We start from the raw sequence: 12,365 nt of genomic DNA, 5'->3' as shown, positions 1-12,365 counted from the left end.
AGTATCTTTCTGACGAGAACCTCATAGAATCATTAATAAGCGCATTTGTATTAATTAAAAGCTCTTTTTAGAGCCTTTTTAATGTTAGAGTTGGAAAAATGATTCATTTCCCCTATCTCTTTAACTATTCTTTCTTTAATTTCAGCATTAAAAATTGAACCGTTTTTTAAAATAGCCTTACTAATAAAGCGAAAGAACTGTTTCTTTTGCTCTATATGAAGTTTTACTTTTGAATTTTCCTCGAATGCTAGAAAACTAAGAGTAGTCAGTTTAATTAATGTTTCCTCCGAGACTTTAGGCTCTAGCTGAAATCTAGGAATTAAATGTTTCCTTAAATCTTCAGTGCGATCGTCTAAAATAATTTCACGAGCTATTTTTTCGTAGATTTCGGCGGGAAGCCTTAATCTATTTACGAGGGTACTAATGGCTTCTGCTGTAAGATCAAGGGTGGGATTGCTAAATTCAATTTCAGAAAAGACTTCCGGATAGGTTTCTTTAATTAAGCTTAAATAAACATTCCAACATGAAAGGTCTTTTTCGTAAAAATCTGTTAAAGCTGAATGAGCTACTGAAATCCAATCTTCTTCTTTCACAGGAGGTGGATTTTTTTCTTTTTCTAATATATCTGCTATAGCCTTAAAGATTCTTTTCGCTTGGTCTCTCACTCTGTCATCAGGACAACTTAATAGATTTTCCATAAACTTATGCACCAATTTTACTTGATTAGTGTGGACAAGAAAATCTAAAACTCGTTTATGTGGAAGCGACATTTCTTGAAAGAGGTTTATAGAAGCATCATTTTCTAGAATTAAAAGTAAAAGTTTATAAACATCTCCTTTTTCGCTATACCCAAGATTACCTTTGAGGTTACCTTTTATGCCTTCCATCAATAAGGCTAAACTGCTTGAGCAAGGTGAATTTTCTGCATGACTGAGTTTTATATCCGGATTTGCTTTGTAAAACCTCTCGGCCAAATCCCATTCAACCAGGCGAACTAATTGATAAAAAATTCGATCATTGCTTAAGGTATTCTCCCAAAAACCATCACTATCAAAACGTGTCTTATTGTCTAGAAAGTTGGCGATCTCTCGATGTAATGGATCCTGAATAGTGCGGGTCTGACCTCCACAAGTAGGTTTTGAGTTTGTAGTTGGTAAAGGACAAAGCCCTAGACTTCGCGCAATAAAATTACTTGTCGGATTCATAGATAAACTCCCAAATTCTTTATTAAAAAACTATTTTGTATAAAAATATTAAGATTTTATAAATATTAGAACTTATTACACAAGCCTAAAAGTTCATTAGTAATAATATTAATGGGAGTTTTTTTCTTTCACACCCTCTTCTGAAAAGAGAAAAGGGTACTCATTATTTGAATTTTGCAGTTTACAAAATTTTTTCAAAAAAAGGAAGTAAAGTGCTTTTACTTCCTTTTTAGTTAATTTATTTGATAGCTTTTTAATAGCTTTACGAATTTTAGCTTCAGAAAATAGTTCAATTGATCAGCCTCGAATACTATTTTTTTGTTTAATCTCTGCATCGAATGGGAGGCTGTCTTAAAGAAAGCATCCTTGATTAATTTGTAGCATAATTCTTTTGATCCTTATCTAATTGAGGCGTCCTTAAACAAAAATAAATTTATTCATATAAATTGATTTTAATTAAAAGCTCTTTCAAGAGCTTTTTTAATATTTGACTTGGAAAATTGATCCAAACCACCTATTTCTCTAACTATTCTTTCTTTGAGATCTGCATTGAAAATGGAACCATTTTTCAAAATAGCCCCTTCAATCAAGTGAAAGCATTGTTTCTTTTGTTGATTATCTAGCATTACTTTTGAATTTTCTTGAAAGGCTAGAAAACTGAGAGTAGTCAGTTTAATTAATGTTTCTTTGGAGACTTTAGGTTCTAGATTAAATTTAGGACTTAAAAGTTTTCTCAATCCTAAGGGAAACTCCTCTGAAATAGTTTTGCAAGCTATTTTTTCGTAGATTTCGATGGGAAGCCACAGTCTACTTACGAGGGTGTTTATGGCTTCTGCTGATAGATCAAGAGTAGGGTTGCTAAATTCAATTTCAGAAAAGACTTCCGGATAGGCTTCTTTGATTAGGCTTAAAAAGGTATTCCACAATTTTAGACCATTTTCCCTAGCGCTCTTTTCAGGAAATACCCAAACACATAAGCCTTTTTCCTCCATTATGACTGCTTGTTCATCTGGAGGGCGACCATCAAGTTCCTTGTTTTTTTCTATAAGATCCCTTATGGAAATAAAGATTTTTTTGGCGAGAATCCTTTCATCATCACTCCCCTCTCTCATTAGATTTTCAATAAGTTTGTTAATCAATTCTATGTGATTATTATAGAAAAGAAACTCTAAAACTCTCTTATGTGGAAACGACATTTCGAGATACAGGTCTAATGTGGGATCAGTTTCGAAAATGAGGTTTATGAGCTTATGTAGATCGCCTTTCTCACTATACCAAGGATTATCTCTCATTATGCCTATCAAGCCATCCATCAATTTGCTTAAACAGCTAGAGCAAGGTGAATCTTCGGTGTATCTTAAATTAACATAAGGGTTTGCTTTGTAAAATTTCTCGGCTAAATTCCATTCCACAAGACGAATTAATTGATAAAAAATTTTTTCATTACCAAGTGTGTTGTCCCAAAATCTATCAACATCCAAAGGAGTGTGATAATCTAAAAATTCAGCAATCTCTCGGTTTAGAGGATCTTCTCTGTCTCTTGGAACGGAAGAAATTTGAACTAGACTTGGTAGAGGGCAAAGCCCAAAGCTTTGACCAATAAAATTACAAATTGAATTCATAAAACCTCTTTTTTAAAATAATATATTATTAGAAAAAAATTAAGATTTTATAAATATTAGTCCTATTACTACAAGTTTTTGAACCATTAACCCCTTTTCTAAAAGTTGAGGAGTTCCAAACGTTGTTCTCAAAGGAATGACTCGATCTATGATTTGCAATTAATTTAGAATTTTATAAAGAAAGAAGTAAAGTGGTGTTACTTTACTTCTTTTTTAGTCATTTAAATTGATTAATTAAAGGCTCTCTTTAGAGCTTTTTCAATATTAACCTTGGAAAAATGATCCAAACCACCTATTTAGCTAACTATTCTTTCTTTGACTTCGGAATTGAAAATGGAACCGTTTTTCAAAATAGCTCTGTTAATTAAGCGAAAGTATTGTTTCTTTTGCTTGTCATCGAGCACTACTTTAAGATTTTCCTGAAAAGCTAAAAAGCTAAGAGTAGTCAGTTTAATTAATGTTTCTTTTGAGACTTTGGGTGCTAAAATATATTTAAAGGGTAATATTTTTACTAAGCTTTCTTGAGCGTCGATTAGATTCTTTAAAAGTGCGCTTTCATAAGGCGAATTTCCTTGTTCAGAAGAAAGATAAGCTTCCTCTTCATTTATCTAGGCTCACAAGGCGATTTTTTCATAAATTTCAGAAGGTAGTGCGTGCGCGTCTTGCTACAAGGTAATTAATACTTTTTGCTGAAGCCTCAACCGATGGATTATTAAATTCGATTTCAGAAAAGACTTCAAGGTATGTTTCCTTTATTAGCGTTAGATAAACGCCCCACATTTCAAGACCTTCTTCATACACATCGTAATTTAGGCTGTACCAAGCGGCGCGCTCATCTGTATTATTTTCTACTAAATTGTTTATGGAAATAAAGATTTTTTTAGTTTGGTCAATATCGCTCCATTCTCCTCGGCGTATCAGCTTTTCAATAAATCTGTGAACAAATTTTAATTGGTTTGTATGAACAAGAAAATTTAACGCTCGTTTATCAGGCCATGCCATTTTCAGGAAGAGATCTGTATGGTCATCTCTTTCTAAAATTAACTCCAGGAGCTTATAGGGGTCCCCTTTCTGACTATGCCCATCCATTTGCTTTTTCATGCCGGCCATTACTATGCTTAAGCTGCCGCTGCCATTTAAATCTTCTGCATATCTAAAATCAATATGACGATTTTCGTCGTAAAACTCCCTCGCTAAATCCCATTCCCCCAACAGACCAATTGATAAAATACTTTGTCATTCCTAAGAGTTTCTTCCCAAAAAGCTTCAATATTTAAACCCGAATTATAATATAAAAATTCTGCGATTTTTTGATTTAAAGGATAATTTCTATCTCTCCAGGGGGCGCTTTACTTGGAAGGGGGCAAAGCCCAAAGCTTTGACCAATAAAATTACTAATTGAATTCATAAAAACCTTATATTTTTAAAAATTATTATATAAACTTTTCTGTTTAATAAACTAATAATCGGACTTATAAACATTAAAAAAGATTATTATAAATTATAAAAATTAAGACTTTATATTTTTTTTTAATTACAGGTACTAGCTAATTTTTTTAAATAGACTGCTTTATCTGGTGGTATGGGAAGAAATGAATGACGGAGAGGTTAGGAAAAAAGTACTCGGGGCGGGACTCGAACCCGCACGGGCCGAAGCCCAAGGGATTTTAAGTCCCTAGTGTCTACCATTCCACCACCCGAGCGTATTAAAGATAAGTAACTTATCGTTTTAACTATTTTTTAGTCAATATCTATCAGGAAAGACCGAAGAATTTTCCTTGGTCTTTCCTAACTTGTTTATTTTAGTAGGTTTAAAATTTGATATCTAAACCTGCAAATACCCCGTGCATTCCAAAATTTCTGATGTTGGTCTGCGTAGAGATAGCGCTTGATGGTAGAAAAGCTACCTGTCTAGGTACAAACCCTGCGATACCAATTCTTTCCACATTAAATCGTCTCGGATTTGAAAGGTTAAACCAGTTCACAAATTCATAGCCGATTCTTGCAGAAAAATCGCAGCCGCAAGCATAGGTTTCATATCCAAATCCGGCTTGTATATGATAGCCGGGGACAATTTGACAGCAGCTATCATCATGATAGGTGAAAATATCATCTAAGACATTAGATTCGGCTAATTCGAAATGGATGGTTTGCTCTGACTTGTTATCGGAATCCCCTGTGACTATAGAACCTGCAGCAGAAGCAAAAAGAGATAAGCCATCGCAAAGATTGTATCCCCACTCCGTTCCTAATTTTAAACCAACTCCAAAGTAATCCGATTCCCACTCATCTCTAACAACAGTAGTAAAAGGCGAAATTGTTTCTTCATTAATAAAACGAGTTTTCTCTTCTTGCTTCAAGCTAAGACCCGTAACCCCAAAAAATGGTGCAAACTTTTGTCTTGCGGTCAAAATAAGAGGGTACCTTAAAAGCACATCAAAGGCTTGATAGCGACCTTCCACTTTTTCATGGGCAGAGTCAAAAGAACCTGTTCCAAATAGATTAAAAAGAAAACCATTTACGTTTGTTGGAACGACTTGTTCGTTAATTCCGGCTAGTGTGCTATGAGAATCTTTGAATTTTACATAGGTGTAAGACGCTCTTAGATCAAAACCTTTGCAGAGAGCCGGAAAATCAACGAAAGCTCTAACGCCAGCGCTCCAATCGGGACAAATAGCTTTATATTGTAATCCAAAATTGGTAGATGTCTCCGCTGATGTTTGGGTTAGGATAGCGGCATAATCCATGTCATCAACACAAGGTTTCCAGTATAAAAAATCGACTCCCAAACTTGCAGTTGGGCAAAGAGGAATGCAATCTGAACAATCAAAGCTATCCAATTGGTCGGAATAGGCATAGCTCTGAGTTAAGCATAAGCCAAGACAAAGGGTTGTTAATATTTTTTTAAAATTCTTTTTTATCATGATAAACTCTTCGATTGAAAGTATTGTGTTTATTTTAGTTACAGCTATATATGAAGTACAAAGACAAGGCTATTTTTCATTCCCGCTATAAGTATGGCTCAAAAGTTACCCTAAAGCCAGATTCAATAAAAGGAAAAAATTGATGATGAAGAGAAAATACCAACTAAACATTACTTTGAAGACAAAATAATAAGCTAAAAATAGTAATGCTCTTTAAGCAGAGTCATAAAAGAAACAAGACCACTTCTCAACATTCTGAGAGTGGTCTTGTTAGGTAGGCTAATAACAATCAGATTGGATTAAAATTCGAAATCAAATCCAGCAAACAAACCATGGAATCCAAGATTAGATGTGTTTGTTTGTGTTGAGTAAGCCGCGTTAGCATTGTCTTCACTTGCATTAACAAGATCTTCTGTTGAAAAGAAGCGACGGTAGTTGCTTACATTATGCCACTCGAGGAATTCATAACCGATTCTGAAGTTATACTCGCATCCACAGCTATTGCCTTCGTAGTTGAAGCCGGCTTGGATGTGGTATCCTGGCACTATGTGACAGCAATCATCATCGTGGTATTCTAAATCCGTAAATCCAATTAAGGTACCTGCTGTATTCAAGTTATTATAAGCATGGAAGCCTTTTGAATCAGAATCACCTGTTAAAAGAGAAGCTGATCCTCTAGCAAACAAGCTCAAACCATCGCAAATTGTGTAAGTATAGTCTACCCCGGCTTTTAATCCGATACCGAAATAATCAGATTCCCAATCAGCATTTACGATGTCCGTTACAGATAAAACTTCATAACGTGCGTCAAAGTTTTGGTTTAACCAGATACCTTCAATACCAAAAAATGGATTGATGAGGTGGCAAGGGTTGCAACGGAAAGGTGAATGGAACAATACATCAAATGCATTGTATTTCAATTCCCATTTCGCTCTTGCGTTTGTGAAAAATCCACCGTTTGGAACTAAACCTGAGATTCCTGGATGAGCTGCTGTAGCAAGTATGCTTTCTGCAATACCTGGTTCAGTTGAGTTAGAATCTGATGATTTGAGGTAAGTATAAGAAGCAGAAACGTCAAAGCCTCTCCAGCATCCTGGGATGCCAAGTCTTACACGAACGCCTGGTTCCCAATCTGGGCAAACGCTTTTATAGTGTAAATCGAAGCTTGTTGATGTAGGAGCTGTTCCAGTTTCTGTTCTAAAAGCTGCTGCGTAATCAAGATCATCAACACATGGCTTCCAGTATAGGAAATCTACACCTACTGAAAATGATGTGTCTTTGCAAGGATCGCAGGGTGGGCAGGGGCTGCAAGGGCCGCTAGGATATACATCAAAATTGTTATTGGGGAAGTAGTCTGCTTTTGCTACATTTGGCGTAAATGAAGCAAAGCCCAATGACAACATTGCCAGGGCCAACTTTTTATTCCATTTCTTCATGTTCCAATCTCCTTGTCATGATTTGGAGTTAAATCTATGCGTATTCAATAACATGATTGCAAATCTTTTGCAAAATAAAATTTATCGATTTTTTGTTTTTTTTCTAAATTTAATTCTTAGCTAAATAGCTCTTAGCTCGTAAAGGCACTGATTTACAGGGATAAACGTCATTTTCTCTCCTAGAGAAAACCCCTTTATTTTTTTTTATTCTTTATTTCATGGCAAAATGGCAAATTCGCAATACCTGCTCTTTCTTACTGATTTTCAACAGCTTCTTTCCTAAAAATGAATTTCGGCGCCAACAAAAATGCCTTGAAAACCTAGTGTAGAGGTACTAGGAGATGTGCTTAATGGCAAAGCGCCGCCATCTTGGATGTACCTTCTTGAGTTCGGAATATTATGCCATCGCAAAAATTCTTAGCCCAGATGGCAATCCATAGCCCAACTGCAAATTTCAAATTGGTAGGAAAAACCGACCGCTATTCGATAGCCCGGCAGAAACAAACAATCTTCATAGCGAAGAATTAAATCACGATCAGCGCCGCTATCCACATTCACAACCGATCGGTCTTTCATTTCAGCTTCTCCGTGAAGAATGCTTGCCGACACATCTCCAAAAAAACTAATGCAGCGATTGAGTTTATAGGCATAAAATCCTCCGACTTTCATTCCAACCCCAAAAAAATCAGATTCAAATCGAGACCTCATTTCCTCAATGCCGGTTAAAAAATGGCTTGATAGTGTTTGATGCAAGATCATTCCTTCTACCCCAAAATAAGGGGTTAGCAAATGGCATCCATAACAGTCGAAAGGATGGGATAGCAAAACATCAAACGTTTGATAGCGTAAATTCCATTTAGCATCAGCTAATTCTGTTGGAAAATTATCGACCGGAATCAAACCGCCATGAACTAAAGTGGGAATTAAAGTCTGAGATTGGATAGCTTCTTTTTGCTCAAATTTGTCGGCTTTTAAATAAGTATAGCTTCCCGAAAGCCCAAACCCTTTGTAGATTTCATCTTTCCCGATGCGAAGCCTTAAGCCTGCTTGCCAATCCGGACGTATATACAAAAATCGTCCTCTTCCTTGAGGCTCTTCCGATGCAATGAGATCATCTTCTGAAAAAAGAGCCCAATCGAGATTATTGACACACGGCTTCCAATAGATGAGCTCGGCGCCTATGTAAACTTCGGGCATTTCCCCACTGCAAGGGTTGCAACAAGGGTTATAGCTATCGTAAGCTTGAGCTGAGTTTTCTGAAAAACAAAATAGCCCCAAGCAAAGCGCTTGAAAGGCAATCGTTTGCTTCCAAATTTTCATAGTAATAAGTCTCCTAAAAATTTTAAATTAGCAAAAGCACAAAGTTTAACTAGCTTTTTCGAAAACCATGTGCTGCATTATTGTTTTTAAAACTTACCTTTTTTTAAAAACTAAGTGATAATCCGGCTTTAAACCCGTGAAATCCTAAGGTGGTCAGGCTTGATGGTCCGCCCACTCCAAGCAATACAAAACTATCCCAAAACTTTTTAGGATTCGGCGTATTGCTCCATTCAACAAATTCGTAGCCAATTTCAACCTTCATAGGAAATCTAACAAGACATCCATTATAGCCAAGTCCAATTGAAAGCTGGAAGCCGGGTACAAAAATAGATTCGTCGCTATCGAGTCTAAAGTTGGTTTCTTCAGGATCAATGCCGGTAACTCGTCTTCTTTGCCTATAGCTATAATCAGCGTTGCCATTTAAAATGGATGCCGATGCTTTCGCGTTAAGATAAAAGCTTTTTGCTAAATCAAAATGGTAGGAAGCTCCGGCTTTTAAACCTGCCCCAAAAAAGTCGCCATCCCATCTAACACTTCCGTACCCAAGCGATGTGGTTGAGTTATAGTTAAAATGCACATCATGATCGAGCCTTAGAATCTCAACGCCAATAAAAGGAGTAAAGACATGGCAGTCCTCGCTTGTGAAATCAAATGAAAATAAGAAATCAAAATCCTTATACTTTAGATCCCATTTGCCGCTTGCAGTATCCAAATCCACGATAGTATTATAGCCGCCATGTAAAGCAGTCGGCAAAAGCATATCTAAGGCTTCGTCATCGTCAAGAATATCGGTAGAATTTCTAGCCACGGGTCTTAAATAGGTAAATGAAGAAGAAAGACTCCAACACTTCCATAAAAGACTTGGCGCTTTGACAAATATTCTATAACCCGGTTCCCAATCAAAATGAAGGTACTTAAATTTTCCCTCTCCTGTGGCTTCTTCATTGATAAGATCGGTAAGAGGACCATTTGATTTAAAAGCGTAATCCAAATCATCCACAAGCGGCTTCCAATAAATAAAATCGGCCCCAATTTCAAGGCAATAAGGATTGCAAGGAGCGCAAGGCGTCAAACAAAGTTGAGCTTCTTCAACTTTGTTTTCGCAAATGGCATCTTCCATTGGGTAATGATACCGGTTTTCTTCTTCATAAGGGTATTCATTAAACACCGGAAAATTCAAATTATCGACCGGGTATTCCCTTTCTAGATCAGGATAACCCAAGTATTGGGAAGCGCTATTTTCAACCCTGGGATCATTTTCGTTTGCCATCGGATAATAAGGGTAACCATAAGCCGGTAGATCATTTCTTGGAGGGTAGAAACATTCGCAATTCGGGTCATTGTAATCATTAGTAGGAGCGCCATAAACTTCCGGGCACCCTTCCAAATTCTTTGGATTTGGGTTGCATGGGTATTCATTCGGGGCGCTTCTAATATGATAAGGGTATGTAGGACAATTAGCTGGGTAATCATCCTCAGGTCTTCTTGGATCCTCATAATCGAAACCTTGAGGCGGGCAAACTTCATATCCATAGACCGGGCATTCTTCAGCATAAAAAGCATTTAAATAAAACGGGACAGCAAGGGAGCCTCCAAGAATAAGAAAGGCTGATAGAGGCTTCTGAAAATTCCATTTTTTCATATTGAGATTTCTCCTAACAAAAGCATAGTAAATAATAATTCGTGGGCAAACGTGAAATCACTAAAATCGAACATCAAAGCCGGCAAATACGCCATGCAAGCCAAAGGTTCCGCTATTGGAAGAAACAGCTATCGCTGAATTTTCTCCGTCATCTAAAAAGCGCCACTGATTTGGGGCGTTACGCCATTCAATAAACTCATAACCGATTCGTAAAGACATTTTGATATCGCAAAATTCTTCTTCGAACCTAGCTCCTATGGCCAAATGATAGCCCGGCATTAAAAGACTTTCATTAGCCTTAAACCTTAGCTCGCCATCTGCTACCACATCATTTAACGCTACATCCACAACTTCAAGCTCGCTTCTGTAGTGGGACTTAGTTTCCCCGGCAATTAAACTTGCAGATGCCTTAGCAAACAAGCCAAGATTTTCAGTTAACCCAAAATGGTATTCGGCCCCTCCGATCATGCCGGCTCCAAAAAAGTCTGCATGATATTTTGAATAGCCAATTAAAGGGGTTATCACAAGGTCTGTTGCTTGCGAGTATAAGCTTTCATCAAAAGATAAAATTCTAGCCCCAAAAAAAGGCACAAGCCTTCCAAAGCAGCAGCTGTTGATTTCATTAGAGAGTAAAAAATCATAGGTCTGATAATGCATGTTCCAAGAGGCTGAAACATGTGTGCCGGCAAAAGAATGGGCCGGATGAAGAAGTGTTGTCCATGCGATTCCGGGTGGAGATTCTATTTTTGAATCACAAGCTGAGGAAGCAACATAGGTTCCTTCAAAGAAAAAATTGAAACCCCATAAAAAATTATTCTTGCCAAGGCGGCCTCTAATTCCAGGTTCTGCTCTTGGATGCAAATAATGATACCTTCCTTTGCCGTTTGGAAAAAAAGGGTTGGTTATTTCAGAGGATGTGACCGCATAGTCAAGATCATCCATGCAGGGTTTCCAATAAATAAATTCTACACCGCCATCTAATTTTGGAAATGAGGAACACTCCTCTTCGCAATCCCAATCACATTGAGCACATGCTGCTTTTGGCATCAAGCAAAGCATTATTAAAGTTAGGGCCTGTCCCAGTTTGAGCTTTCTCATTTTTCGCTTTCTCCCTTGCTCATTAAAAAAAAAAGAATAACATCTCATAACACAAAAGGAGAGTTAGAGAAAATGCTTTTTATGCTTTTTTTAAAATAATTCTAAAGCGAGCTAAGAAGGAAAGATTTTATTTTTTTAAAAAAATTATTACATTAATCCTCAAGTTTAAATTTGCATTTTTTTTGCCAAAACCAGCTTATTCTTCCAATCAAAGCGAGTTTCGAAAGAAGTCTATTAACGTTTTAATTAGCTTTTTTAGTAAAATGAGCTTCTTTAGAAATTGATTTGTTTCAATCAAACGAGATTTCTAAGAGAGACTAAAGAAGTCTATTAGCAAGGAGATAAGACTTGATTACGCGTTTTTTTATTTTATTCTGTTTTTTAGCGAACCTTTCTTTAGCTGAGACAGACTCAGAGCTTGTCCCGATAATTCGAAGAAATATTACCCAAGCAAAAGAAAATGACTTTGTAGTTGTGGCCTTTGAGCAAACCTATACCCTTTTGCATATCCTTAAGGTTGCAAATGATGAGTTTGTTATGGAGGAAATCACAGTTCCCTCTCAAAAATTATCCAAAAACTTTTTTGGGTGGCGAGATTGGTTTATAAATGGCGCCCTCGGCCATACAGGCTGGATTGCATATACCCTCGATGCATCAAGCGGCAAAATAAAAAATGCCTATTCATATACACGTGGAAGCCCGCTTGAGATGCAGTCCACCGATCTTTTTCTTTCGACTTTGTTTAATCTGAATTTTAAAAAAATCCCCTTATCCGAGAGAAAAAAAATCGGGGCAAAGGTTGCTATCGCTCCATACATGGATCCAAATAGCGTTTGGAATCCACCCTTGATTGTAGACGGTAAAAGAATCAATGGTGTGTTTTTTGAAGCTTGGAAAGCAAAATGGCCGAATGACAATAGCTACTTGTCAGACAAAAATATAGAAATTTACTTACCCGATGAAAGAACTTCTTTTTCCTCCTATTTTCCTTATTGGCTGCAAATTAGCGGACTCATTGGAAAAGCTAAAATTCGCATCATCGATTCCGGCTCTAATTTACCGCCCGTAAAAGAGCTTCCCCTAACTTTGGTGGATTAAGCAAAAATATTTAAGCGTTC

The 12,365-nt window shown here is 36.8% G+C and carries 9 protein-coding genes and 1 tRNA gene; 1 reads left to right on the top strand and 9 read right to left on the bottom strand.

Annotated features, from left to right (window positions below):
* Window positions 1–50: 50 nt before the first annotated feature.
* From CSEC_RS02875 to CSEC_RS02835, 9 genes are all read right to left on the bottom strand, one after another.
* Window positions 51–1,205 carry a hypothetical protein gene (locus CSEC_RS02875; RefSeq protein WP_041016901.1) on the bottom strand — a complete coding sequence of 385 codons (1,155 nt, stop codon included), beginning with the start codon at window positions 1,203–1,205 and terminating at the stop codon, window positions 51–53.
* Between the two features lie 452 nt (window positions 1,206–1,657).
* Entirely contained in the window at window positions 1,658–2,827 is a 1,170-nt protein-coding gene (locus CSEC_RS02870; protein WP_041016900.1) for a hypothetical protein, read from the bottom strand.
* 639 nt (window positions 2,828–3,466) lie between these two features.
* A complete protein-coding gene (locus CSEC_RS02865) occupies window positions 3,467–4,039 on the bottom strand; it encodes a hypothetical protein (RefSeq protein WP_041016899.1) in 573 nt (190 codons plus the stop codon).
* 408 nt (window positions 4,040–4,447) lie between these two features.
* A tRNA-Leu gene (locus CSEC_RS02860) sits at window positions 4,448–4,530 on the bottom strand.
* 108 nt (window positions 4,531–4,638) lie between these two features.
* Window positions 4,639–5,751 carry an Lpg1974 family pore-forming outer membrane protein gene (locus CSEC_RS02855; RefSeq protein ID WP_041016898.1) on the bottom strand — a complete coding sequence of 371 codons (1,113 nt, stop codon included), beginning with the start codon at window positions 5,749–5,751 and terminating at the stop codon, window positions 4,639–4,641.
* Between the two features lie 299 nt (window positions 5,752–6,050).
* Window positions 6,051–7,187, bottom strand: coding sequence for an Lpg1974 family pore-forming outer membrane protein (locus CSEC_RS02850; protein WP_041016897.1), 1,137 nt, complete (start codon window positions 7,185–7,187; stop codon window positions 6,051–6,053).
* Window positions 7,188–7,604: 417 nt separating this feature from the next.
* Window positions 7,605–8,507, bottom strand: coding sequence for an Lpg1974 family pore-forming outer membrane protein (locus CSEC_RS02845; RefSeq protein ID WP_041016896.1), 903 nt, complete (start codon window positions 8,505–8,507; stop codon window positions 7,605–7,607).
* A gap of 103 nt (window positions 8,508–8,610) precedes the next feature.
* On the bottom strand, window positions 8,611–10,149 hold the full coding sequence (locus tag CSEC_RS02840) for an Lpg1974 family pore-forming outer membrane protein (protein ID WP_041016895.1): 1,539 nt from the start codon (window positions 10,147–10,149) through the stop codon (window positions 8,611–8,613).
* Between the two features lie 60 nt (window positions 10,150–10,209).
* Window positions 10,210–11,247, bottom strand: coding sequence for an Lpg1974 family pore-forming outer membrane protein (locus tag CSEC_RS02835; RefSeq protein ID WP_154017607.1), 1,038 nt, complete (start codon window positions 11,245–11,247; stop codon window positions 10,210–10,212).
* A 348-nt stretch (window positions 11,248–11,595) separates the two neighbouring features.
* On the opposite strand from CSEC_RS02835, the gene CSEC_RS02830 reads away from it, so the two are divergent.
* Window positions 11,596–12,345 (top strand): hypothetical protein, encoded by a 750-nt coding sequence (locus tag CSEC_RS02830; RefSeq protein WP_053331715.1) that lies wholly within the window; start codon window positions 11,596–11,598, stop codon window positions 12,343–12,345.
* The last annotated feature ends 20 nt before the right edge of the window (window positions 12,346–12,365 follow it).

It is taken from the genome of Criblamydia sequanensis CRIB-18, from assembly GCF_000750955.1.
GTDB lineage: Bacteria > Chlamydiota > Chlamydiia > Chlamydiales > Criblamydiaceae > Criblamydia > Criblamydia sequanensis.
The sequence above is the reverse complement of the archived record's forward strand: the minus strand, read 5'-3'. Positions and strand labels throughout refer to the sequence as shown.